Raw genomic sequence first — 23,528 nt, forward strand, 5'->3', positions numbered from 1 at the left:
GAACAAATAATCCCCTATTATTTATTCATGGAAAATCTACATTTCCTAGCAACAAAATTGAGTAAGATGACACGGAGATACATGACATGTAACCCGGTACGAAATCGTAGGAGAGACCATGGCGCGCGGCGGCATCAACAAGGCACTGGTACAGAAAGCGCGTGCGGCGCTGCTTGCCCGAGGCGTAAATCCGAGCATCGATGCGGTGCGCGTTGAGCTGGGTAATACTGGCTCTAAAACAACGATTTCCCGGTATCTCCAGGAGCTGGAGGCTACTGATGCCCGCCCTCAATCTGACCCGAACCGCTTAAGTGATGAGCTCATTGGGATCGTAGATCAGCTGTTGAAGCGGTTACTGGAGGAGGGGAATGCTGCCTTGGCGCAGGAGCGCAGTGCCCATGAACAGAGCCAGGCGGCGCTGAACAGGCAGATCGAGGGGCTTGAGGAAGAGCTGAAGCAGGCTCAGCGAGAGATCGCGAGCCGAGACACCGCTTTGGCAAGCCAGGCGGAAGAGCTGAACACCACGCAATCATCACTGCAATCAGAACTTACCCGCAACGCACGCATCAGCCAAAGCTGCACTGATCTCGAATTGCGGGTACAGGAGAAAGACGAGCAAGTTCGCTCGCTGGAAGAAAAGCATGCCCATGCTCGTGATGCTTTGGAGCACTACCGCAATGCGATCAAGGAGCAACGCGAGCAAGACCAGCATCGCCACGAGACTCAGCTCCAGCAATTGCAGCATGAACTGTTGCAGCTTCAGCAGACCCTCATGGTGCGACAGGACGAACTGACCAGACTCAACCGTGACAATGAACGCCTGCTGGGTGAAGCGCGCCAGCAGAGCAAGCTCGCTCATCAGAACCAGGACGCACTGAAGCGATTGGAAGGGGATCTGGGCTTGGCAAACATGGCTGCAGCGCGGGCGGAGGGAGCGAAAGATATGCTCCAGGAACAGTTGGTGCTCGCCAGGAATGCGACAGAGATTGCGAACGCCGAGGTCACACAGCTCAGGGCGACTTCGGCTGAGCTCAGCCAGCAGCTGACAGATGCGAGGAAAGCCTTGACGCTTGGTGAAAGCACTGAACCTCATAACGGCGATTAGCATGCCGAGCAGGAAGTCTGTCCAGAACGGCGCGCGTTGAAACGCCTTGGATGTAGGCCTCGTGGATGACTGCCGCCATGGCTTTCTCAGCGATGCGTCGAGGTTCAAGGAAGCCAGGGAAATAGCTGCATTGGCGCAGTTTGGGAATCTTCAGGTCGACGTCGCCTGCGCGGGTTTGCCAAAGACGATCGCGGTAGCCATTACGGCTATTTGTCCGGTCTGGGCTTTTGACATCGAAGCCCGCGCCGCACAGGCCTTCGACGTCGAACATCTTTGAGTCGTGCATCTACGTTTAGCAGACGTACCTGGTGCAGGCCAATTTTCAGAGCGTCAGGTGGTGAAACGGATACTCGTGACAGGGCAACCTAAGTGAGGATGGGAAGATGGTGATGCAACGGACTGATTTTGCATCGAACGGAGGTTTGTGCAAAACCGACCGGGGGTTATTGGGACAACAACACATGGATAATTCGGATATGGCATCATATTTAACATAATATGCATTATGAGCACCTTGGTATGGAGCTACCGGGGCCGTGGGTGGGCAGATTTCAACAGAGGCTCACGATGGTTCAGGCTCCTTGCCAGGCTTGGGCTGAAAATCGGCCGGCGTCAATCCGTGACACACGATGAACAGATCTTGGCATTTCTGCTCGCGGTACCAGTCCACCACGTCGTCAATCAGCTCGTCCAGGACTCCGATTAGAATGTCGTCGTAACCTTTCGGTGCACTGTTTTCATATCGATAACGCGCATTGGTGAAAACGTCGCGGTATCTCTCGATCCAATGCTCATGACGATCAAGGCGAACTCGTTGCCTGATCGGTTCAGGGATCGCATAAAACAGCGTCAACAGATCATGCTTACTAGGTGGTCTGTCTTTCCGATAAGCCGGAATTCTCTCTGCCGCTTTCAAATGCTCGTGGGCGGCCTTGATCGCGTTGTTGTCGAGTTCATAGGTTTCATTGGCCTGGCCAAGATTGCCGTTGGGCTTTGAAACGAAGCTTTTAAGCAGGATTTCCATGCCAAGTGCAGCATTAATCTGTGCCGTATCCAGCATGTCATGTCCGCGTCTAAGGTGTTTTGCGGCCGTCAAATAACGGTAGGCGCTTTCGATCATCCATGGCGTAAGGTGCTGCTGCATCAAAATTCTCCGTCAGTTGAGCTACCTCTAGCTCATTCTTGAACGCTAGCATGCATGCTTGAGCGTTAGCGATCACGCATGAGCTACCCCTAGCTCACCAGATGAGATACCCTGCCCTTATAATATGAATCCAAGGAATAACTACACTAAATATTCATTTAGTTTAGTTATAAGAGTGCCGTTCTGTGGAGCGGTTACGAGTATTGGCCTTCTCCACATTAGCTTTGGCAATCGCATAAGCGTCAGGATTAGGGTCTGTAGCTGCGATCCTAAGATATTCGTTGATAATGTCGTCATCATCTAGAAATTCGACTGGATCAAAAGGCTTGAAATCGTCCAAGGCCCTCTCCTTTTCAAAGCGTTTTGACGCCGCGGATGGAGCTTTTGCTTGTCGTGGTCTGTTTGCACCGCGATCCAGTTGTGCGCTATGACAAGCCCGCCAAGCTCCAAGTAGGTGAAGAAATTTAGCTGCTAAATCGAGGCGATCTAACGGGCAGCAGCACCGATGATGGCACGTCCTCGTGCTGAACGCACTGCGGGCGTGCCCTCCCCGGCACTGCTCTGATTATCAAACGAATGATTGTCTGCTTTAGGAAAGTAACTGACGCGCTGCGCTTGTCGGGTCATGAAGGGCAGCGCAGCAAGCTGCCCTACCCTTCACGACCTCAAGTTAGACAAACGCTGCGGAAGACTCAGATGCGAACCATCTGGATAACCAGGAGGATTTCAGACTTGCTCGACTCGATCACCGTTGAACGAAAGATCGAGGGCAAGAATGAAAGCCCAGTTTGCGTTTCTGATGTTTTTTCCTCGGTCAGTCCGCCAAGCATGACTACCTCAGAATTTCGCATCTGCACATTGGTCGTTAACTGACGCTTAGTCAGCGTCGGGCTGTTATTAACGCCTGTAGTGGTCTGAACAAAATTGGAAAGCTGTTGATCAACAGTCAAATCAACGACCGCCGCGCGGACCTGTGGTGTGATGGTGAAGATCACTCCAGAGCTACGGTATTCAACCGATTGAACGGCCTGCCCGGCACCTTGCGGATAGGACAAAGCACCCAGTACCGGCACCTCGGCACCGACATTGATGGTTGCCTCTTTTCCAGAGCGCACACGCAAGCTTGGCTGGCTGACTACCTTAAATCGCGAATCAGAGGATAAGGCCGAGAGCACCGCGTTGAAATCGCCGGTGCTGATACTCACTGAGTTATCGAGTGGGTTACCGGCCAAATTGATAGAAACCTTGCCCTTGAGCAGTGATGCAGCCAACGAGAAGGCCGACCCGTCACGGTCGCCGGTCTGAACCTCATACACGGCGCTGCGCAACATCACCTCGCCCATTTCGACATCGACCTGTGGGAGCAGAGAGCGCAAGTTGGCAATCTCGGCCTTGCTGCCCACGAAAACCAGCTGATCGGCATCACGGTTAAGCAAGCTGGCAGCCGATCCGCGCGGAGCAGAACCGTTCATTAGCGTTTGTCCTGGAACAGAAATCCCGCGATCGACACTGAATTTGCCCTGGAACAACGGCGACAATGTTTCGGACAGGTAAGCCACATCCCGATAAAGCGGCCGGTACAGGAAATATTCACCAGGTGCCGGGGCTGGCTCTTTCTTCGGCATGACGTGCTCGACGCCATTGCGTTGAGTCACCGAGTAGCCGAAGGCATTAAGGAGACGGACGAAATCGGCGCGCACCTGGACGGCTGAGCCCTGAACACGCAACGACACAGGCCGACGATCCTCGAGCACTTCCGGCGACAAGATGAAAGGCTTGCGGAATGCGTCGGCATAGAAAATTTGAACCAGTTGACCAATCGGCAGGCCCGTCAGATCGAACTGATACGGCGGCTGTTTCTCGGTGGCCAGCGCGGAAAAAGACAGCAGGCACAGCAACAGGAACCGAATCATGGTGTTTTACCTGGAAGAGGGACGGAAGAAGCGGCCGGAGGCTTGCCACCGCTGAACGTGCTGACGCGGTGACCATCCAGTTCGCCAGTCATGACCCGGCCCGAGTTGTGGAAGTTGCTCGGATGCTCGTAACGAATCACGCCGTCAGCGTTCACCAGGACAACTTGGCGAGCACCATCGACGACAATCTCACCGGCAATACGCCAATCAGCGGAAAATGCCTGTGAAGGCGCAGGAGGCGCGCTAGGGGTTGCGGCCTTGCCTTGAGCTGGCAAAGCGCCGTTAAAGGGCTGCTGAGCAGCCGGAGCGGGTGTAGCACCGCGATTGAAGAAGTGCAGAACCCCCCAAACCGACCCAATGCCCCCGAAAACGATCATGAACAGGAAAAACCAAACCTTCGGGTTTTTCAGGATGTTCTGCCGGTCGTCCACCTGGACTTCATTGCCAGTGCCCCCGGAATACGACGAATACAGGGGGAAAATTTCCGGGTCGTACTTCTTGTTCATCACATCGACGCGAGCTTTGGCCGTCTGTTTCCAGCCTTCCCACATCTCGACCCGGTAAATCTTGTGCAGGCCCAGCGACTTAATTTTGGTCGTGCGGAAAGACAGCTCGACCACCGTTTTCAAGATGCGATTCAGGTCGCCGATGTCCTGAACCATAAGCACCAGGTCACAGGTAACGCCGGATACCGGGTGCGCGTAATGGCGATGCTCGCGGAAGAAAATCTTATGTTCCGTGCAAATCTTCTGATCAGTCCCCCAGAAGCGCCAAGCCTCGTCGATGCAGACCAAATCGCCCGGTTGCACGAAGGTATCGACCGCCGTGCCATGCGGGAGAAATTCAGGCTTGAACACATCGTCATTCGTGCAGTGCACCACTTCCCCGAGTTTCTCCAGGGCAACGCCCTGTTTTTCGTGGATGTAGGCACGGATGGCATCGGAGTCGATACCGTCGACGTTGGTAACGACCCGGCGCCCTTTGGCAACCGCAGGGACGATAACGGAGACGACACACTCGAAACTTTTGCCCGAGCCCATCAGCCCGGTATAGGCGTTGATAGGCATTAGCCGATTACCGGAATTCGACGGATCAGAAAGCGCGTAACCAACGCCGCAATCAGCAAAGGCACGCCGTTAGAAAACGCGAACAGGTCGAGGAAGTACCAGGTGGCAGCACCAATGCCACCAAATGCCGAGGTCAGACCGGCCCCGGTAGGCAACCAGCTCGCCATGACGCTGACCAGCTCCGCGACGATCCAGTACAGCGCGACCATCACCACGAACTTGACCAGGACACCACGCACCAACCAGCCAAGCAGCGCGTTACCAGCAGAAAGCAGAATGCCGAACATAGACCACCTCAAGCCGACAGGACGATAAAGAGAGCCGCAATAAGCCAAGCGACCAGACTGCCGTTGTAGAGCGGGCCGCGCACTTCCTCGAACAGGGTGCATTGGGCATCCATGCGGACGCGGGTCTGCAGCACGGCAATATCGAATTCCGGCTTCGGGCATTCGCCCTGGTGCGATGGAACCTGAAAGTTTTTGAGGTCAGGCATCAGGCCGGTAATCGGCGCGAGGATCTGCGCACCGGTCGGAGTCGCCTCAAGGTTGGGTGAACCAATGCCCGGATCGATGCCGAGATCCAGCTTCGGCGTTCCGTCCGGTGCCGTGGGAATCCCCGGCGTTGGATTGGTCACTTGCCCAGGTGTGGTAATCGGCACCGTTCCGGTACCGGGATTGATCGCTGGCCCAACAGCATCACCGACAGAGGGATATGAGCCCGGGTTAGCCTGCTGCCACTCCTGAACATCGGCCTTCGTGATCGGATCAGCGTAAGAGTAGGGCAAACCCTGATAGTTGGGCTGGGAAGCGGCGTCCTGCCAAAGCTTGTTCGCAGCATCGGCGACAATTTGCGGGTTTACCGGCGAACTGGCGACATCGGCAGGAATAGCCGCGGCTGCGGTGTCCCAAGAAACGTGAGACAAAGCGCCTTCACCCGGCACAGCAGTTGGGGTGCCTTGTTTTTTGGATGGGTAACCGAGCCAGCAGTTGGATTCGGAAGTGGAGCCACACACCGGGTTAGGGTCAACGCAGCCTGGGCCTCTCATGTAACCAGTGCCCCAAACGAGCGTCGTTGAACCACCTGAGCCTTTCAACATGCCGCAAACAGCCTCGGCACTGCCAACGCAAATATCCTCACCAACCCACGTGTAACACTGACCGGGCGCAAGCCCTGGATCAATGACGGCCGCTCCGCCCTCGGTACTGATCGTACCGTCATCGTTGAAAATCCAGTTGTAGATGGCATCACTGGTCAAGCTGACAACAAAAGCAACACCAGCGCCGACCGTAAGCGTCAACCAAAGCGGCGCTCCGGCGGCACCGACAGCAGCTAGCGCAACGGTAGTCGCTACCGATCCAACGGCAGCAATCGTCGCATTGAAACGAGGGTCATTCGCGGCGAATCCACGCTTTGCGGCTTTCTGCTCGATCACGCCACCGACAGCCGTACCGAATTTAGGCGAGAAGGCCGGAGCACCGGCCGCAGACGCAAAAACCGGGAGAAACATCAGTGCGAACAGCAGCGCTTTCTTGGCAAAGAAGAAGAAAAATAACTTTTTCATAGGTCGTTATCCGCGTAGCCAGTAATTACCGCCCAGGCACATAGCAAGCCGAAGACGAACATGAGCAAGTACCAGGCGTCATTAGTTGTCACTACTTTAGATTCCTATAGGCGAAAAAAAAGGGCGCGCATAGGCAACGCCCTTTAATCGACCGTTACGAACGACCGCGAATCATACCAAGCACCATACTCGCTGCTTTCGAAGTAGCATAAATAGTGGCCAAAACAGCACCGATTGCGAGAATACCCGCAACCACATCAGCAGCTGTGAAGGCACCGGTAATTTCAGTCAGATCAATCGCTGCGGATGCAGTCTGCGACGCAGTCACACCGACAATAGCGGCAGTGACAATAGCAGTAGAGAACGCGTTTTTAACTTTCATAGTAGTTACCCTAGCAAGATAAGACCGGCATCCGGCCGGCACGGCTTTCCTCAACGACGACGTATGAGGTTCAAGATTGTTCCAACACCACGAGCTGTCAGCCAGAAAAGCAGAGTTGTACCAAAGGCAAACGACCAAAAAGCGAATGCCTGAGCGTAGTCAAATGGTGCAGCTGCAGCTTGAACAGCAGAAAACTCAGAAGGCGTTAACAATAAAAATGAGATACAAGGTGTTTCTTGAGTAGCAATTACAAAGCCGTTTGCATCAACGCTCGTGCAAACCGCCATAGTTAACTTGCCTTAGGTGCTTGGGCGGTGTTGACTCGGCGCCCTTGGCGAGGATCAACCTCAAAGCTCAGTCGAGAGTCGCGGACGCTAGCAATAACATCACACTCGTAAGTTCCAGGCTGAGGCACCTGATTAGGAAGCTCGGCGTAAAAGTCAGCCATTTGCGGATAAGGAATATTCGGCATATGAACAAAAGCAGTGTACATGCAATACGGCTTTCCACTTTTGGCAGCAGTGCCAGTACGGTACTGACCAGTTACTTCAACAATAATAGTGTTAGACATAAGTGCCCTCTTCTGATTTTGGCAACTGGCGACTAATGACCAGTTCGGTTATGCCCTAATGGGCGGCTGGTATCATCTGAAAATTGCACGGATGTAGCGATACCAGAAATATACAAATGGAAAGGCAAAGGCAGATAAAAAAGACATCCAAAGGATAAATTCATAGCCGCCCATTAATGACCCATCCACTCTGCAATCGATACAGTGCCGCGAGTATCGCTGACAGTAATCCACTGCTTTTCAGGTTGTGCTCCCTGCTCTTTTCGAACCTCGAGTACTGCGATGGTCTGAGCAACTTGCTCAGCGAGCACAGGATTCAGCATGCTTTGAATGCGGCGCTGCTGCTCAAGCCGTTCACGCTGGCCAGTGGTGAGCTGTGCACCCTGAAAACTGACGGTTTTCATGCTGCAACCTGCCTCAAATGATTCGGGCGCTGATACCAAGAAGGAACAGCCAAAGTAGACTTAGTTACTTCGCGGCATTGACGAACAAGTACGGGCGCGAATCGGCTAGTGTCACAGGCATTACGGATGTTTATACCAATACGATTAAGGCGGGCTGCATGATCCTGAACTTGTCGCTTCTTAAAATCAAAAGACTGGCCATGCATCCATTGAATGGCATAAAGGGCGGTTGTATTTGCGGCGCGAGTTGTATCTACAACATTGTTGGCCAACAGTTGCTCGCTAATGCTAACGATATCCATCGCAGTCACCTTCAGCTTTTCATCAATTTTAAGAAACTCACAGTGGAGTTCGGCCAAGCGCCTTTCGTCGAACAAACCCCAGTAGCACAGGGCTTCGCGTTGCAGGAATTCGCTTTTTAGCTCCTGCTCCATACGCACTACGCCTTCACTGACGCAGTAATTTCTAACGCGCTGTACGTATTTGTATTCAGCCGAATCCTCGCCAAAAATACGTTTGATTTTTGGCAGGGAGTTTTGATCCATTTCAAAGGCTTTGTCATAAGCCTTTCGATACTGCAAACGGCCACCTTGACCGTTTCCCTTCGGAGTCCAAGCAACAGTTCGACCATTGGGGTACAAGAATCCAATGGAATGACCAATGCGCTGACTAGATACACCGCGCAAATAAGCCAAAACGTTCCCTTCGCCCAACGCAACGTTAGTTGTGAGGTCAATACGTTCGATTTTTGCGCCGTCGGCAATGCGGTCGCCAGACTTAGCGCCTGAAGCGCCCTGGCGAATATCGAGCCGGGTACAGCGAGTGAAGCTAGGAAGCCCATATTCACGGAGAAGTTCGTTGTAGACGGCCACGCACTGTTCAATGGTGGTGAAGCCGAAAAGATTGTCGAGCCGCCCTACTCTGCTCGGGTTGCCGTCTACGCGGATCTTGCGGCCCTGCACGTGGATTGTGACGGAGGTTGAGTAGCTGGCCTCGTGTTTGAAACGCGGCTGCTTTGTGCTGAGGACCTCATTGGTGTTCGAGTCGATCGTCAACGTCACAACGTCGCACACAATCGGCAGATCATGGTCGTGCTCCTGCGAAATTGTGAGCCAATCGATGAACATCAGAAATCCTTGTCAAGCCAACACATTGCGGGGGTAAAGCTACGCTATGTGTTAGCCTTTTGACAAGCGATAAGTCGCAGTCAGACCCAATAAATCTATGTGCTGTATGAATAAACAGGAGTTAGAGTCTATGGATCATGAACACTTGGTTGAAGCAGCGATGAGCATCGGAGAGAACATCAGGTTTAGGCGGGAAGTTAACAAATACTCGCAAAAAACCGTTGCTGAGGCGGTAGGTGTGGCAGAAAACACCATTGCTAGCTGGGAAAAGGGCAAAAATGTGCCGCCAAGTGACAAGGTTGTAGCAATAGCTAAATTTTTCCAATGCACCACAGATGAGATCTTGCTCAGCGATGAAGAGCGAGGGCTGGAGGTGCAGATGCTGGGTCTGCTCCGCCGCTTCGGAAGCCTGAACGATACGCATAAACCTATAGCCCTCAATGTAATCAGCTCGATCCTTCAGGGCATGGAAATGGAAGAGTACATGAAGGGTGAGCGCAACATCGGCAGCAAAAGGATTGGAGCCCTGGACTGAAGATCGCGGGAAACCGCGGTAAAGTGGGGGTGTAACAGCACCCCCACCCTTCGGTCCGCCTTCGGCGGCCCTCTCAAGTCCGAGTCAGGGCGACCACAGATCAAGATCAAGAGCGCCTCCGGCGGGCATCCCTTTGATGCATCGGCGGGAGGCCGGGAGGAAAAGCGCCTCCCAGCCACCCACCTCAGAGGATAAAGGGGCAAGGTGTGGTAAAAGGGCGCTGCGCTCCGGGACTCCGTTTATCGCGACGGTGAAGCGCTGTCACGATAAGCAGGGGTCGCGGCCCTTGACCATTCAAGACCGCGACGGGAGCGTTGGCCAAAAGCAAAAACGCGGTACCGGAATCTCTTCCAGGACCGCGGCATCGAGGACGGTTTCGGTACCAGACTAGAGCAGTTCAGTCTGCCCGGTCTTCTCCAGCAGCAGCGCTGCGGCAGATCGTGCGCCTTCGATCACTTGAGCAGCAGCGGCAAGCTTTTGCCGAAGATCTGCGATTTCCTTGTCCTGCTCGGCGCAAATCTTGTGATATTCGAGATACCCCAAGGAAGCAAGATAGACAGCCCGAGAGCCAGTTCTCGTGCCGGTGGTACGCTTCAATTCGGCGATTACATCGTCATCCATGTCGGGGATTTTAACTAGCATTTTGGTACCTTTCCTTGTTCCTGGGTAATGCACTAGGTTGTGATAATGGTACCAAAATCCACCGACAACGACAACTTTTTGGTACCAAAATAGCCAGTGCCGGCGCGACCTGGTTCACTTTAATGGTACCAGTTATAAGTCGTCGATCAGCCGGGCCACCTCTCGCAGCTTGCTGATAAGAACGTCCAGTTCGGCGGACTCGTCGTCCAACTGGCGAACCCGGGCACGCAGCTTGCGCAGGTCGCCAACGAGGTTGCCGTAGGAATCGATCAGGGATTCGACCGCGTGTTCAGGGTCGGAGTTGGCCATGTAGGCCTTGGCGTCGCGCACAGCGCGTTCAGAGAGCGTGAGTGGGATTCTCATAATGGACCTTATATTAACCGGCCCCCGGAGGCCTGTAGGCATTTTCCGGAGGCCGCTCAACATAAGGCCCTGCATTATGAGCACCTGCGTATGAAGGTGACGGGCCGTGGGTTGGCCAGATTGGAAGCCAGTTCGCAGTGCGAATTTCGCGGACGCGAAAAAATCACCAGTTCAGCTGGCTCCAGGTGTTGCTACCAGCAACACGCATCAGCTCCGAAGTAAGTCGCTTCCGGCAGATGTGCTCGATCGTTTCACGGTGAAAAAATCCACGGTGGAACTTCAGATCCCAGATCGCACTACGATTTTCGCGGACACCGAAATTACGGTCGCCCGTTGCGTCATTTGCCCCAGTACCTGGTCCAGTTGCGGCGCGAGGTTCAACACGTCCAAGTCTACACCTAGAACTGAATCGGCTTCGTACGGAGGCCGCGTGCCAGCGAACAGATTCGACGCAGTACTTATTCATCTATCCAACTCAAAGCCTGGTGCCAGGCTCTGTGAAATCGCACGATACTGGCTGGCCAGGTCGTTAGGAATTGCGTTTTACAGATCAGATAAGCAGTGTCCATTACCACTTGGCTTCAGGCGCAGTCGCAGATGCCCATCAGAATCATATTCAGATCTGGCGAACGCGGGTCAGCCTTAACCAGACGCGACTTGAGAAACAGCTCTCAAGCGAGCGCCGGATTCCTCACAGCTGGCCAGTAACGCGTTGTATCTCGGGAACTTCTCGCTCTCACCTCAAGCACTTGAGCTGCCTGCAGAAATGTCCGGGCTTCCTCTATAACCCAAGTACTGGGCAGTCGGACGTCATCCATCATAAGTGGACCTTTGCTTGAGCTGTTGCTGTTAGCAACAGCCTACGGCCGCATAGCATAGCGGGATAAGCTCTGGTACCCTGCCCTTATAATATGAATTTAAGGAATAACTCTACTAAATATTCATTTAGTAGAGTTGCGCTCAGTAAGTGCCTGGTAATGAGTTCGATCAAGACTAATTCGTGTATCGTCAAACCCTGCCCTGACGACTACGAAAGTTTTCCGCGACATTGAACAACCCCATACCGACGAGCATCGCGATCACGAACAGCCAGGCTTGCCAGTCCCCCCGGCGAGCAACACCAGCGAACGCCATGGCCACTGGTGCAGCCACCGCCATAGCGAGTACCGAGACCTACCAGAACTCCCACGACTATAAGCAGCCAAGGCGCCATACTGAAGTGAACCGGAGGCATTGCCGAGAGCAGTTGCCATGAAAGTGGCGCGGCAATGAGTCCCAACAAGAAGCACACTTTTTCACCCCGCCCTCCCCGCCACTTTGCAGCAGAGAGCCGAGCAAACCGCTGATGCCCGCGATGCGCCCGTTCGCAACGGCGAACAGCCCAGCGGCCAAACCGATCAGTGCCCCGCCTGCCAATGCCGACCACGGCGTGAAGGCAGCCATATCAACAAACATCTCAGCGTTCCATTGTCGAATTAGAGACAAAAACAGATTCCATCTTAACGCTAGAGAGCGACCTCATGGCACGTCCCTGCACGCGGTGCCCACGTTCAAGCCTGCTGCGGAAACGATAGAAGCGAGACAATAAAGTCAGCTGACCGGCGCAGGCTTGATCGTCAGGATACTGCACGGTGCATGGCTTACAAGCCGCTCGGTGGTATCGCCGATCACCTTGGCCCAATGCCTGGCCTGCACAACGCCGACCACCACCACATCGATCTTCAGCATGGCGATGTAGGACTTGATCACGCGCAGGGGCGCGCCTTCGCTGAAATGCCGGTGCGTATGGGCAACGCCATGTGCATCGGCCAACGCATCGAAAGGCAACTGCAGTGACTCGCGTAACTGGTTCGCCCAGGGGCCGGCAAGGTCAGGGTTGGCCAGCATGGCGATGGGCAGGTCGTAAGCCGAGAGCAGGTGCAACTGGCCCTTGCAATGAGTCGCCAGTTGCTGACCTGCCGCGACCAGGGCATGGTTGAGGGCGTCGTTGTGTGGCGACGGGTTGGCGACATCCACTGCGACCAGAATGTTCTGGGGGATGGCTGGGGCATCCGCCGGTACGAACAACAACGGCGTTTCGCTCCCATGCAGCAGCACTTGGTCTAGCGAGGTCCGGGCTATCTGGTCGAGCAGGGAGTGGCCCGGGCAGTCCTTGATTACCAGATCAGGTGCGTAGCGGGCAATGCAGGCTGGCAGTTGATCGCGCGGATTGGAGGTTTCTACGGCCTCGAAACCTGGCCGAGCCCCAACGAATTGCTGCTCATCCAGCAGCGCTTTGAGTTCGGTGCTGAAGTGCACGAACGACACCGAAGGTAGCGGGTCCTCCTGCAATTCATGACGCAGGCGCATTTCGCCCGATTCGTGGATGCCCAGTACTTGCAAACTTGCCCCCGACGCCGCAGACAATGCCATGGCCCGGGACAGCGCGGCATTGGCTCGGGCCTCGGTCATGATTAGCAGAATCCGGCGATACGGCTTCATTGGGCACCTCCCCGGCGCGGCTGTTGGGTTGCATGCGATTGTCATTATCGAAGCAGGTTCAGGTTCGTTCTTGATAAATATCAAGGCCCCCAGACGCCACCTTGCACCTGGTGGTGCTGAGCGTTGCTCTATTGCCATGGGCGGCGTCAAGCGCGCCGAGCTGTTTCGCCAGGCACTGACTCAACGCTTGTCCAGATAGCGATACAACGCTTCTTCCTGGTCGAAGTGCAATTGCGCAAGTGTGTCCAGACGGATGAGCTGGTGCTGGATCTCGTCAGCGCTTGGGCTGGCCGCTGCCTGGACAAAATCTTTGCTCATGCGTGACAGCAACTGGATCTGACGGAAAATTTCGCGGTGGCAGTGGCTCATTGCCGAAAGGGGGTCATCACCAGCCATGTAGCGGCTCAACAATGGATACAAGCGTTGTTCATCATCCCGCTCGTGACGCTCCAGTAGCTCATGCAGGGCGGCGACGAGGTGACTCAGGTCGGTCCGGGCCTGCACGGTGGGACGACTGGAAAAATCCCCGGCCATCTGGCTCAGTTCGGTCAGAAGCCCCTGCAGTTGCCGATGTTCGTCGCTCATGCGCTCCAGGTTCGCTACCCCAAGCCCGTTTCGCCCGTCCCCGGCCAAAGGGCCAAGGGCGCGTAACGCATTGACGATCACCAGCAAGTCGATGCCTTCCTGCAGTAGCGCTCCCATCACCGCTGGCAAGTAACCTGCAGCAGCGGCCAGCATGGCCAGCAACGACAGGGTCATGCCCACCCATACGCCCTGACGGGCGATGTGCACCGCATGCCGGGCGATGTCCAGCGCCTCGATCAAACGGTCCAGGCGGTCAACCAGCAAGACTACGCCGGCTGCCTGCGCCGAGGCGGTGACGCCGGCAGCACCCATGGCAACCCCGACATCGGCAGCAGCCAGCGCAGGCGCATCATTGATGCCATCACCAACCATCAAGGTCTGACCTTCGCGGCAGCCCTGCTGCACCAGCCGGATCTTGTCCGCAGGCGAGAGGCCTGAATGCAGCTCGTCGATGCCTGCCGTCAGCGCGATCATTTCGGCCGTTTGTGGGCGATCGCCCGTAAGCATCACGATCTTCTCGATGCCACGCGCACGGAGCCGGCGCAGGGTCTGGGGCGTTTCCCGGCGCACATCGTCGGCCAGCCGCAACAGCGCTTTCAATTCACCGTCCACCGCCACGAAACTACCGCTGCTGGCCAGATAGTCCAATTGCTGCAAGCGCGTCCGTGCCCACGCCCCCTCGTCCTTGCCATCCTGTACATAAGCCAGCGCGCCCACGCGCACGGCTTTGCCCTGAACTTGCCCGGCAAGCCCCTGGCCCGGGCTTTCCTGTACGTTTTCCGGCGTTGATAGCGGCAAGCCTCGCGAACGGGCAGCCTCAACGATGGCCTGTGCAATTGGATGGGTGGATGCCTGGGCCAACGATGCGGCCCGCTGCAGAATCTGCAGCGGTACCCCCTCCCCCTTGACCTCGATCGATTGCAGTCGGGCATGGCCACTGGTCAGGGTGCCGGTCTTGTCGAGAAACACCTGGCGAACCCCGGCGAGCGCTTCCAGCACTGCACCATCGCGCACCAGAATGTTCCGCCGTGCCGCACGCGAGATACCCGACAAGATGGCAATCGGCACCGCCAGAATCAGCGGGCATGGCGTGGCGACAACCAGAACGGCCAGTACCCGCTGAATGTCGCCGCTGATCCACCAGGCGAGCGCAGCGACCAGCATCGTCAGCGGAATGAGCGCCAGCGCGTAGCGGTCGGCCAGGCGCACGAAAGGTGCCCGTGACTGGCGTGCCGCCTCGGCCAGGCGCACGATGCCCGCATAAGTGCTTTGTGCCGCCGTGTGCGTGGCCAGCAGCCAAATCGGCGCGCCGGCGTTGCACACCCCGCTGGCTACGTGTTCGCCAGCATGGCGCGTTACAGGTAACGATTCGCCGGTCAGCGCGGCCTCGTCCAGGATGGCCTGGTCACTTTTCAACTGTCCGTCGACCGGCACGATGTCCCCCAGACGCACCAGCAGGGTCTGCCCAGGCTGAACCTGATCCACCGCAACCTCGCGCAGCCCATCGTGTTCCTGGACCCAGGCACGCTGGGGCGCACGCTGGATCAGCGCGCGCAATTCGCGCTCGGCGTGGCGCAAGCTGAAGGCTTCCAACGCACGGCCGGTGGCCAGCATGAACGCAACCAGCGCGGCGACCAGCATCTGCTCGAGGATCAAGGCTGCGCCTATTGACAGCAGGGCTATCAGATCAATGCCCGCCTCCCCCCTGGCCAGGCGTCTGGCCATTTCCACCACCAGTACCAGTGCCATGAAGGCGCCGCCAGTCGCCCAGGCCAGCGCCGCCCAAGCGGGCTGTTGCGCCAGGTAGGCCAAGCCGCCAGTCAGCAAAGCCAGCACACACACCAACAACAGGCTGGAGTTCAACCAACGCTGTGCCATGGCGGCTACTTGCGTCTGGACTGCTGCAGCAGTTGTTGAACCTGGTCCTGAGCCAGGGTCGCCCTGCGCAGTGCCTCGTTGGCAGTCTGCTCTACCAGATCGATGCGGTAGCACACCTGATCGGCACGCAACCGCGCAGTGGCAGCATTGTCCTCTGCTGACGCCAGGCGCGCATCGTATTCCTCGGTGTGCCAAGGGCTGCAGCCTGACCCCGTCGCCAGTAACAGGCTCGTCAACCCCAAAAGCAGATAGCGTTGCATGTCCATACCCTCGTGCGTGCCAAGTCACCCTGAGTATCGGTAACGCCGCCTGCAGCAGCCTGACATTTGTCAATCGTGTGCTGAGTTCCTGCCGTTGCTGCGGCAGGCCAATGAGCTACCATCCATGCGTTGGTCGACAACTTGAAATGAACCGCCAATCAGGGCAGGAGTACCTGCGATGCTCACTGTCACGCTGATCAACATGCTGGTCGTGATCCTGGTGGTGATCATTCACTACGAATGCCTGCTGCGCCTGAATGACTGGCTACCACGGCTCAAACTCTGGAGCCGGTTTCGCATCGTAGCGGGCGTGTTCGGCGCACTACTGGCCCATGCGCTTGAGGTCTGGTGCTTTGCCCTGGTGTATTACCTGATGGCCCATGCCGACGGCTGGGGCACGCTCAGCGGCGATTTCGACGGGAGTTTCCTGGACTGCGTGTACTTTTCCTTCACCACCTATACCACCATTGGTTTCGGCGACATCACCCCAAGCGGGCACCTCAAGTACCTTACTGGCCTGCAGGCATTGACCGGCCTGGTGTTGATCACCTGGACCGCTTCGTTCCTCTTCCTGGAAATGCAGAAGTACTGGAAAGCCAAATAGTGGAGTACCGGGTGCGGTGGTGACCACAAGCCGGCTGCCTGTTTACCATCGGCCAATTGGGCTGTGCGAACCGGCAACATCCGCTTCTCCCTCAAATTGACAGCAAAATCCAGTTGTCAGCCGAGCAATTGACAACTATCAAGTCGGTGCAAGGCCATGCAACGAAACTGTATCTCCACTGTTCATTCCAGACGTGTGAGGATACCGCCATGGCTCCAGTCAACCCCTCCCCTCAACCTGCCCCCACCTCATTTCCGGTGCCCGCCGGCGAGCATTGGATCGATGCTTTGGACAATGGCACCCATGTACTGATCAGGCCGTTGCAAGCCAAGGACAGGCAGCGCGAAAGAGCCTTCATCGAACGGTTGTCACCTGAATCACGGCACTTTCGCTTTTTGTGCCAGATCAAGGAGCCCGGTGAAGCCATGCTCGACCAGTTGATGGCGGTCGATCAGGACCGACAAGCGGCCTTCGTCGCCCTCGCGCATGTCGACGGCGAACTGCAAGAAGTGGGCATTTCCCGTTACGCTGCCTGTGACGACAAGGATGAATGCGAATGTGCGGTCACGGTCCTCGACAGCTGGCAACATCATGGCCTCGGCCGCTTGCTGCTCAAGCACCTGACTGATCATGCACGGGCAAAAGGCTTTCGGCAGATGTATTCGATCGATTCCGCCGCCAATCAGGCAATGCGTGACATGGCCAAGGCAGCAGGATTTACCACGACCACCGACCCTGATGATCCGAGCCAGGTAATCCACCGGCTTATACTGAGCTGAACCAAAGCCGCCACGGCATGACTTGTCCTGACGCGGCGGCCAGCATCTGATTCAAGGCATGGTTGCCTGAGGCTCCTCGGGCAACAGGTCGAACTGTTTGAGGCAGCGCTGCTCATCATCGGGTGTGAGTACCTTCAAGCCGCTCACCTCCTGCATGGGCGTTTCGAACAAAGCCATGCGTAGCACCCCGTTGCGCTTCATGAAGGTCTGTGCCAGACACGTGCACACCGGTTTGCCGACAAGTGCGGAGAGTTTTTCATCTTCGGGTACGTCCACTTGAGCCTGCAGGTTGGCTTCGCAGTTCGCCACGATCTGCGTCACTGAGCGTCCTGCCAACCACAAGGCGCCTGTGCCCAGCAGCCCCAGGCACAACAGCACCACCAGCAGGATGTTCGACTCCCGGGCCACTGAGCGAAGGAACGCCAGCCTGGCCTGCCAGCCTGTCTCCTGGCCGTTGAAAATGGCCCTGCCGACAGTGCGCTTCACGCCCCGTTGCACCGCCCAGCCTAGTGCCACACTCAGGGCCAGCAAGGCCAGTATCACGGCCGGATCGTGCATGGGCAGGCGCGAGGTCGGGCTTAGCCCGCGGTAGGCCGATGCGGCGAGTAGCAAGACCAGAATCGCCACGATCCAACCCAGGCTGCCCTTTGGACGATGCATCCAGGCTCTGAGTTTTGCCCTTGCCTGTGTGTTCATGAATACCTCCTGCGCCTACCCAGGCTCTGTATGAAAAGCCTTGATACTCGTTGATGCTGCGTTGAAAACAGCCCCTAGCGCACTGGGTCGATGGCAACCGTTTCCTGATACTCAGGCACGCACACCTGCCAGCCGAGTTCGAGGCTGATCCGCCGCCGCAAGGTATCGGCAGCGTGTGGCTCGCCATGAATGACATAGGTCTGACGGGGCGGCCGGGTGAACCCGCGCAACCATTCCATGATTTCGTCGGCATCGGCGTGCGCAGAAAGATTCTCCATCGCATGCACCTGTGCACGGATGGGCACATCCTCGCCGTGCAACCGCACACTGTGGGCGCCCGCTACAATATCGGCTCCCCGCGTACCCCCGGCTTGAAAGCCCGAGAACAGAATACTGTTGCGAGGGTTGGGGGCCAGCGCCTTGAGGTGGTGTAGCACCCGTCCGCCGGTCGCCATGCCACTGGCGGCGATGATCACTGCGGGCTCGCGCAGCTGGTCCAGGTGCCTGGACTCATCGACCGTCCGGATGATGTGCGTGCCTCTGCACATGGCGGCGCACTCGGCTGCGGTCAGCCGGTGTTCACTGCGGTACTGCTGATACAAGACGGTGGCGTCAGTGGCCATCGGGCTGTTCAGGTAGACCGGGATATCAGGGATCAGCCGGTCGCGCTTGAGCGTGTACAGGTAGTACATGAGCAGTTGGGCACGGCCGACGGCGAATGACGGCACGAGGGTAATGCCGTGGCGCAGGAGCGTTTCGTTGATGATCTTGGCCAAATACTGCTCGGTTGATTCGGCGGGATGCTGGCGATCCCCATAGGTAGATTCGATCAACAGCACGTCGGCCGTCCTGACCAGCTCAGGCGCACGCATGATCGGATCCTGAGGGCGCCCGAGATCACCCGAAAACAGCACGGTCTGCCCCTCGGCGCTGATCTGGACCGTGGCCGCCCCCAGAATATGCCCGGCGGTACGCAACAGCAACTCCATGCCCTCGGCGATCATGGTCACCTGATGCAACTCTACGGGGTGAAACAGTGCCAGGACCCTTTTGGCATCCTGCTCTGTATAGAGCGGTTGCGCCGGTGCATGCTTGGAGTAACCGTGGCGATTGGCATGGTCGGCCTGCTCTTCCTGCAGCCGCGCACTGTCGAGCAAGAGGATTTCCGCCAGGGCGCAAGTCGCCGGCGTGGCGTAGATCGGCCCGCGGTAGCCTTCCCGAACCAGCACCGGCAGATAACCACTGTGGTCAAGGTGGGCGTGGGTCAGTACCACGGCATCGAGTGCCCGCAACGCCGGGGGCAGTGGCTGCCAGTTGCGCAGGCGCAGTTGCTTGAAACCCTGGAAGAGTCCGCAGTCGACCAATACCCGCGTTCTGTCACGGGTCAACAGGAATTTGCTGCCGGTCACGGTGCCGGTGCCGCCAAGAAATGTCAGTTGCATGGCCAGGGCTCCCAACTTTCGGCTATTTGGGGATGAACGGCGAGCACGCTGCACGGTGGGCGGCTGACGATACGCTCGGTGGTGTCACCCAGCAGTTTGTCCAGGCCTTTGGGCTGTACCACGCCCATCACCACCGCGTCGATGTCCAGTGCTGCGACCTGTTCACGGATCACCTGTACCGGGCCTCCTTCCATGAAATGTCGGCGGTCCGGCGCGACGCCTTCGGCATCGGCCAGCGCCTCGAAAGGCTCCTGCAGTGCCTCACGCATCTCGTCGATCCACGCCTGGGTGACATTCATGTCCGAGGCGAATACCCCTGCCAGGTTGTAGGCCGATAGCAGATGCAGGTGCGCGTCACACTGCAAGGCCAGCGCCTGGGCAGCACGAATCAGTCCACGGTTGAAGCACGCCTGCACAGCAGGCGTCTCGCTGAACGCAGTATCCACTGCGACCAGGACACGCCGCGGCAATGAGATGGCCGCCGCCGGCACGAAATGGCTGACGCCTTTGAAACCTCGCATCAGCGCACAATCCAGTGGGGTGCCGAACACGCGCACCAGAGCCGATGCGGCTTCGCTGTCCTTGATGACCATATCGGGCTGCAGTTCACTGATGTAATCGATCGCCTGGCTGCGGATATCCTCCGCATTCAGGCTGTCGACCGTCAGCGTTATACCGCTGCCGCGATGCCGCTCGACCAATCCCGTCAACTGAACGCGATAGTGTTCGTACTGGCGTTTGATATCGGCCTCATTCAGCCGCTCTTCGCGCAGAAGGTGCTGATCGCTCGGCTCGAACAAGCCCAGTACATGCACGCTGGCGCCGCTGACCTGCGCCAAGGCAAGGGCTCTGCGCAAAGCGGCGGAATGCAGATCTACCTCGGTCAGCAGCACCAGCAATTGTCGATATTGCCCCATGGTGAACCTCCGCGCTTGCGTCAGTGGATGTGATGCTGACGATGTTCCGCGCGCAGGGTCGATGTTGCTTGATGCAGATCAGAAAACTGCTACCCAGCCTGAACTTGATGATTGTCAGAACCGAACCTGCCCGCCACGTTAAAACGGCTGCATCAGGCATTGATCAGGTAACGGGAGGCGCCATGAACGGGCAGCAAACAGCACAGCCACAGACCTGCGAACACTGGGTCGAAAACCTCGAAGACGGTTCGGCGGTGCTGATCCGCCCCCTACGCGAGGAGGACCGCGAACGGGATAAGCGCTTTCTGAGCACAATCACTTATGAATCACGGCGTTTTCGTTTCATTGCCGGACTCAGCGGCGGCTTGCCCAGCCTGGACACGCAATGCATGCCCGTTGACTATCACCAGCGCATGGCCTATGTCGCCTTGGTTCATGTTGACGGTAAATTGCAACAGATTGGCGTCAGCCGTTATGCAGGCATACCTGGCAGTCAACGTTGCGAATGCGCAGTGGCGGTCAGCGAAGACTGGCAGCGCAAAGGGTTGGGCAAGCGCCTGATGCAGCACCTGATTGCAGCCGCACGACGCAACGGCTTTCAGTGCATGGTCTCTAGGGATCTGGCCAGCAACTATGCCATGCACCGGCTGGTCAAGGCACTGGGCTTCACCTCACACTACCCTGGCGGGGATGTGAGCGAGATCCAGCACGAACTTGACCTGCGGCCTTGAAAAGACAAGGCCCTTGCGGGCCTTGTGCTTCAGCCTTGGGAGCGCTCTGGAGAAATCACCAGCACACTGCTGGACAACCGATGCAAAACCCGCTCGGCAGTACTGCCGATGAACCAGCCGATGCCATGGTGGTGATAACTGCCCATGACCAGCACGTCGATATCATTGTTGTCCATGAAGATCGCCAGGGCCTTTGCCGGGTCGCCTATGCGCATATGGCGGTGCTCGGCGGCGATTCCGTTGCGTTCGGCAAGCTCCTGGAAGGCAGCACTCTGAGCGTCATGCAAGGTCTGGGCGTGGTTCGAATCGAACAGGAACGAATGTTCCCGGCTGCCGCCTGCGTCCAGGTACATGGAACCCAAGTCGTAGGCATACAGCAGCTCGATCTGGGCATTGCACTGCAATGTCAGTTTCAACGCTTCGCTGATGATCTGGTCGTTGAAACCTTCGAACTGATCCTCAGGCCTGGACAGGTCCACCGCCGCAAGAATCCTTCGTGGCAACGCGTGGCTGGCCTTGTGTACCAAGTGCAAGGGGGTTCGCGTTTCACGCAGCAACTGGATATCCAGCGAGGTGAACATTGCGCGCATCCACCAGGGCTCATGCTCGAACGCCTTGATCAGCATGGCGAACGGCTGCTCACGCAAGTGCACCAGGATCTCGTTCAAGGGGTGCTGCACCCACACCACCTCGGTTGTGACGATGACACCGCTGCGGCGCATCGATGTCGCCTGGGTTTCCAGCCACTCGCGGTGCTGCTGCACATACCCCTCGCGCATGACTGCCAGCGCCTGGTCATTCACCAGGCCCGCCGTTGCAAGCCCTTCCACGTAGTCGAAAGCGACAATGTGCAGCGCCATCCCCTTGGCCTTGGCCAGCGCGGCAGCCCTGTCATAGACCGGGGTTCGGCGCATCAGGGGGGAGGCGATCAGCAGCAGTCTTTGCGGAGTTTCCATGGCACACCTCTGAGGTTGCGATATGTAGCTCAAGCATCTGCCACGCAGGTCTTGCGAATTTGATGTTTATCAACTGGAGCGCCTTCTGACAAACGGCATTGCCCATGGCGCAAGAACCTGACGCAGATCAATGTCTCGACCCTTCGCTGGCGCACCCTGTACCCAGATCAACAACAACTTCAGGCGCCGCAGGCGTGCCATGGCGATAACGCCCTGAGCTTCACCTGCGCTGCCGGCAGGGACGCCTTCATTCTGCATTGTCTATCGATACATGCTCTGGAGGCCCTGATGAACATTTACGTCGAGAAGAACACTGAGCAGGGACGCTGTTGGGTGCGCATGGATCACTGGCGGGTGAGTTTCAGTACGGCTGCCGAAGCCGAGCGGTTTGTCGACCGACTTACAATCCGCCTCAATGCCCCCCACTCGCGTGACATGCTGGCCGATTGGTCGCCCCATACCGGGGATGCCGCCGGGCACGGTGCGCTTAATGGCACTGGGGCCCAAAGCGGCCTCCGAAGTGCAAAGGAGGCCTGAAGATGCCTGGCCAGCTGAAGGTCGTACTACTCGACTCGTCCAACGAATCATGCAAGGCAAACCCTATTCACCTGAAACCGCTGGCGAACCACTGCAGGGATTGCCGGGTCAGCGGCCTGTGCCTTCCCACCGGCCTGCCGGTTGACGACGACAGCTGCCTGGGCGCGTTGATAGGCCCACGCCTTCGCGTTCGCAAGGGCGCCGCGCTTTTCAATGCCAACGATCCGCTGACCATGCTCTATGCCGTTCGCTGCGGCAGTTTCAAGACCAGCCTGAACACCGCCGAGGGGCAAGGCGTGGTGATCAACTTCTGGATGCCGGGCGATGTACTGGGCCTCGATGCCATTGCCACAGAGCACCATGTCTGCGACGCCATTGCCCTGGAAGACAGCGAAGTCTGCCCAGTCCCCTATCGCCGCTTGCAAACCCTGGCGCGTGACTTTCCGGTCCTGCAGCAAAGCCTCAATCGCTTGATGAGCCGGGAGATCGTGCGTGAGCACGGGCGTGTACTGATGCTGTGCAACCTCACAGCAGAACAGCGGCTGGCCAGCTTTCTGGTGGGGCTCTCCAGGCGCTTCGTCAGCCGCGGTTATTCTGCCCATGGCTTCATGTTGCGGATGTCCCGAGAAGACATGGCTTCGTACCTGGGATTACGCCTGGAAACCGTGTGCCGATCCATCGCGCACCTGCGGGCGCTGGGTCTCGTCGACCTGCATGGCAGGTTGGTGGAAATTCTCGATATGCCTGCACTCATGGCACTGGAACAAGGCGGCGGTGAATGTGAGGTCAAGGGCCCCTGAAGGCACCCGGTTCGACGCCGTAGATGTTGGCCACGGCGCTGTCACGCA

27 protein-coding genes and 2 pseudogenes are annotated in these 23,528 nt (G+C 57.3%); 7 read left to right on the plus strand and 22 right to left on the minus strand.

The window, feature by feature from the left end; all coding sequences use genetic code 11:
* Window positions 1–118 precede the first annotated feature (118 nt).
* The gene (locus ACF8EA_RS09630; RefSeq protein ID WP_392521774.1) at window positions 119–1,105 is read left to right on the plus strand and encodes a DNA-binding protein; all 987 of its coding nucleotides are present in this window, start codon (window positions 119–121) and stop codon (window positions 1,103–1,105) included.
* A 7-nt stretch (window positions 1,106–1,112) separates the two neighbouring features.
* Here ACF8EA_RS09630 and ACF8EA_RS09635 read toward each other — a convergent pair.
* The 12 genes and pseudogenes from ACF8EA_RS09635 to ACF8EA_RS09690 form a co-directional block, all read right to left on the minus strand.
* Window positions 1,113–1,370: pseudogene (locus tag ACF8EA_RS09635) on the minus strand (transposase); the annotation flags it as partial.
* Between the two features lie 297 nt (window positions 1,371–1,667).
* Window positions 1,668–2,249, minus strand: a complete 582-nt coding sequence (locus ACF8EA_RS09640; RefSeq protein WP_392521776.1) for a hypothetical protein — start codon at window positions 2,247–2,249, stop codon at window positions 1,668–1,670.
* Between the two features lie 163 nt (window positions 2,250–2,412).
* The gene (locus tag ACF8EA_RS09645; protein ID WP_392521778.1) at window positions 2,413–2,589 is read right to left on the minus strand and encodes a hypothetical protein; all 177 of its coding nucleotides are present in this window, start codon (window positions 2,587–2,589) and stop codon (window positions 2,413–2,415) included.
* 352 nt (window positions 2,590–2,941) lie between these two features.
* Window positions 2,942–4,162 carry a type II secretion system protein GspD gene (locus tag ACF8EA_RS09650; protein ID WP_392521780.1) on the minus strand — a complete coding sequence of 407 codons (1,221 nt, stop codon included), beginning with the start codon at window positions 4,160–4,162 and terminating at the stop codon, window positions 2,942–2,944.
* Window positions 4,159–5,229: a zonular occludens toxin family protein gene (locus tag ACF8EA_RS09655; protein WP_392521782.1), complete on the minus strand. Its 1,071-nt coding sequence runs from the start codon at window positions 5,227–5,229 to the stop codon at window positions 4,159–4,161. Before ACF8EA_RS09655 ends, ACF8EA_RS09650 begins: the two co-directional genes overlap by 4 nt.
* Window positions 5,229–5,516, minus strand: coding sequence for a DUF2523 family protein (locus ACF8EA_RS09660; protein WP_392521784.1), 288 nt, complete (start codon window positions 5,514–5,516; stop codon window positions 5,229–5,231). Before ACF8EA_RS09660 ends, ACF8EA_RS09655 begins: the two co-directional genes overlap by 1 nt.
* 8 nt (window positions 5,517–5,524) lie before the next feature.
* Window positions 5,525–6,790, minus strand: a complete 1,266-nt coding sequence (locus ACF8EA_RS09665) for a hypothetical protein (protein WP_392521785.1) — start codon at window positions 6,788–6,790, stop codon at window positions 5,525–5,527.
* Between the two features lie 154 nt (window positions 6,791–6,944).
* Window positions 6,945–7,172 (minus strand): hypothetical protein, encoded by a 228-nt coding sequence (locus tag ACF8EA_RS09670; protein ID WP_392521787.1) that lies wholly within the window; start codon window positions 7,170–7,172, stop codon window positions 6,945–6,947.
* Between the two features lie 50 nt (window positions 7,173–7,222).
* On the minus strand, window positions 7,223–7,459 hold the full coding sequence (locus tag ACF8EA_RS09675; RefSeq protein ID WP_392521789.1) for a hypothetical protein: 237 nt from the start codon (window positions 7,457–7,459) through the stop codon (window positions 7,223–7,225).
* 2 nt (window positions 7,460–7,461) lie between these two features.
* Entirely contained in the window at window positions 7,462–7,743 is a 282-nt protein-coding gene (locus ACF8EA_RS09680) for a propanediol utilization protein (protein ID WP_392521791.1), read from the minus strand.
* A 173-nt stretch (window positions 7,744–7,916) separates the two neighbouring features.
* Window positions 7,917–8,147: a hypothetical protein gene (locus ACF8EA_RS09685; protein ID WP_392521793.1), complete on the minus strand. Its 231-nt coding sequence runs from the start codon at window positions 8,145–8,147 to the stop codon at window positions 7,917–7,919.
* A complete protein-coding gene (locus ACF8EA_RS09690) occupies window positions 8,144–9,274 on the minus strand; it encodes a phage/plasmid replication protein (RefSeq protein WP_392521795.1) in 1,131 nt (376 codons plus the stop codon). Before ACF8EA_RS09690 ends, ACF8EA_RS09685 begins: the two co-directional genes overlap by 4 nt.
* A 130-nt stretch (window positions 9,275–9,404) precedes the next feature.
* Between ACF8EA_RS09690 and ACF8EA_RS09695 the strand changes: the two genes are divergently transcribed.
* Window positions 9,405–9,809, plus strand: a complete 405-nt coding sequence (locus ACF8EA_RS09695; RefSeq protein WP_392521797.1) for a helix-turn-helix domain-containing protein — start codon at window positions 9,405–9,407, stop codon at window positions 9,807–9,809.
* Window positions 9,810–10,196: 387 nt separating this feature from the next.
* Here ACF8EA_RS09695 and ACF8EA_RS09700 read toward each other — a convergent pair whose 3' ends face one another.
* The 6 genes and pseudogenes from ACF8EA_RS09700 to ACF8EA_RS09725 form a co-directional block, all read right to left on the minus strand.
* Window positions 10,197–10,451, minus strand: a complete 255-nt coding sequence (locus ACF8EA_RS09700) for a hypothetical protein (RefSeq protein WP_392521799.1) — start codon at window positions 10,449–10,451, stop codon at window positions 10,197–10,199.
* A gap of 132 nt (window positions 10,452–10,583) precedes the next feature.
* Window positions 10,584–10,814 carry a hypothetical protein gene (locus ACF8EA_RS09705; RefSeq protein WP_392521801.1) on the minus strand — a complete coding sequence of 77 codons (231 nt, stop codon included), beginning with the start codon at window positions 10,812–10,814 and terminating at the stop codon, window positions 10,584–10,586.
* 1,126 nt (window positions 10,815–11,940) lie between these two features.
* Window positions 11,941–12,269 (minus strand): annotated as a pseudogene (locus ACF8EA_RS09710) (YeeE/YedE family protein); the annotation flags it as partial.
* 135 nt (window positions 12,270–12,404) lie between these two features.
* Window positions 12,405–13,295 (minus strand): universal stress protein, encoded by an 891-nt coding sequence (locus ACF8EA_RS09715; protein ID WP_392521802.1) that lies wholly within the window; start codon window positions 13,293–13,295, stop codon window positions 12,405–12,407.
* Window positions 13,296–13,475: 180 nt separating this feature from the next.
* Window positions 13,476–15,758, minus strand: coding sequence for a heavy metal translocating P-type ATPase (locus tag ACF8EA_RS09720; RefSeq protein ID WP_392521803.1), 2,283 nt, complete (start codon window positions 15,756–15,758; stop codon window positions 13,476–13,478).
* A 5-nt stretch (window positions 15,759–15,763) separates the two neighbouring features.
* Window positions 15,764–16,018 (minus strand): hypothetical protein, encoded by a 255-nt coding sequence (locus tag ACF8EA_RS09725; protein WP_028697431.1) that lies wholly within the window; start codon window positions 16,016–16,018, stop codon window positions 15,764–15,766.
* Between the two features lie 178 nt (window positions 16,019–16,196).
* Between ACF8EA_RS09725 and ACF8EA_RS09730 the strand changes: the two genes are divergently transcribed.
* Window positions 16,197–16,622, plus strand: coding sequence for a potassium channel family protein (locus ACF8EA_RS09730; RefSeq protein ID WP_392521805.1), 426 nt, complete (start codon window positions 16,197–16,199; stop codon window positions 16,620–16,622).
* Between the two features lie 209 nt (window positions 16,623–16,831).
* The gene (locus tag ACF8EA_RS09735; protein ID WP_392521807.1) at window positions 16,832–17,401 is read left to right on the plus strand and encodes a GNAT family N-acetyltransferase; all 570 of its coding nucleotides are present in this window, start codon (window positions 16,832–16,834) and stop codon (window positions 17,399–17,401) included.
* 51 nt (window positions 17,402–17,452) lie between these two features.
* Here ACF8EA_RS09735 and ACF8EA_RS09740 read toward each other — a convergent pair whose 3' ends face one another.
* The 3 genes from ACF8EA_RS09740 to ACF8EA_RS09750 all read right to left on the minus strand — a co-directional run bounded on the left by ACF8EA_RS09740 (window position 17,453) and on the right by ACF8EA_RS09750 (window position 20,456).
* Window positions 17,453–18,097, minus strand: a complete 645-nt coding sequence (locus ACF8EA_RS09740) for a hypothetical protein (protein WP_392521809.1) — start codon at window positions 18,095–18,097, stop codon at window positions 17,453–17,455.
* Window positions 18,098–18,171: 74 nt separating this feature from the next.
* Entirely contained in the window at window positions 18,172–19,539 is a 1,368-nt protein-coding gene (locus tag ACF8EA_RS09745) for an MBL fold metallo-hydrolase RNA specificity domain-containing protein (protein WP_392521811.1), read from the minus strand.
* The gene (locus ACF8EA_RS09750; RefSeq protein WP_392521813.1) at window positions 19,530–20,456 is read right to left on the minus strand and encodes a universal stress protein; all 927 of its coding nucleotides are present in this window, start codon (window positions 20,454–20,456) and stop codon (window positions 19,530–19,532) included. Before ACF8EA_RS09750 ends, ACF8EA_RS09745 begins: the two co-directional genes overlap by 10 nt.
* Before the next feature lie 182 nt (window positions 20,457–20,638).
* Between ACF8EA_RS09750 and ACF8EA_RS09755 the strand changes: the two genes are divergently transcribed.
* Entirely contained in the window at window positions 20,639–21,187 is a 549-nt protein-coding gene (locus ACF8EA_RS09755; protein WP_392521814.1) for a GNAT family N-acetyltransferase, read from the plus strand.
* A gap of 29 nt (window positions 21,188–21,216) precedes the next feature.
* Here the strand turns inward: ACF8EA_RS09755 and ACF8EA_RS09760 are convergent, their stop codons facing one another.
* Window positions 21,217–22,143: a universal stress protein gene (locus tag ACF8EA_RS09760; protein ID WP_101196792.1), complete on the minus strand. Its 927-nt coding sequence runs from the start codon at window positions 22,141–22,143 to the stop codon at window positions 21,217–21,219.
* Window positions 22,144–22,431: 288 nt separating this feature from the next.
* On the opposite strand from ACF8EA_RS09760, the gene ACF8EA_RS09765 reads away from it, so the two are divergent.
* Both ACF8EA_RS09765 and ACF8EA_RS09770 read left to right on the plus strand, forming a co-directional pair.
* On the plus strand, window positions 22,432–22,680 hold the full coding sequence (locus ACF8EA_RS09765) for a hypothetical protein (RefSeq protein WP_392521815.1): 249 nt from the start codon (window positions 22,432–22,434) through the stop codon (window positions 22,678–22,680).
* Window positions 22,681–22,682: 2 nt separating this feature from the next.
* On the plus strand, window positions 22,683–23,480 hold the full coding sequence (locus ACF8EA_RS09770) for a helix-turn-helix domain-containing protein (protein WP_392521816.1): 798 nt from the start codon (window positions 22,683–22,685) through the stop codon (window positions 23,478–23,480).
* Window positions 23,481–23,528 lie beyond the last annotated feature (48 nt).

The organism is Pseudomonas sp. YQ_5, assembly GCF_043103305.1.
Classification (GTDB): Bacteria; Pseudomonadota; Gammaproteobacteria; order Pseudomonadales; family Pseudomonadaceae; genus Aquipseudomonas; species Aquipseudomonas putida_Y.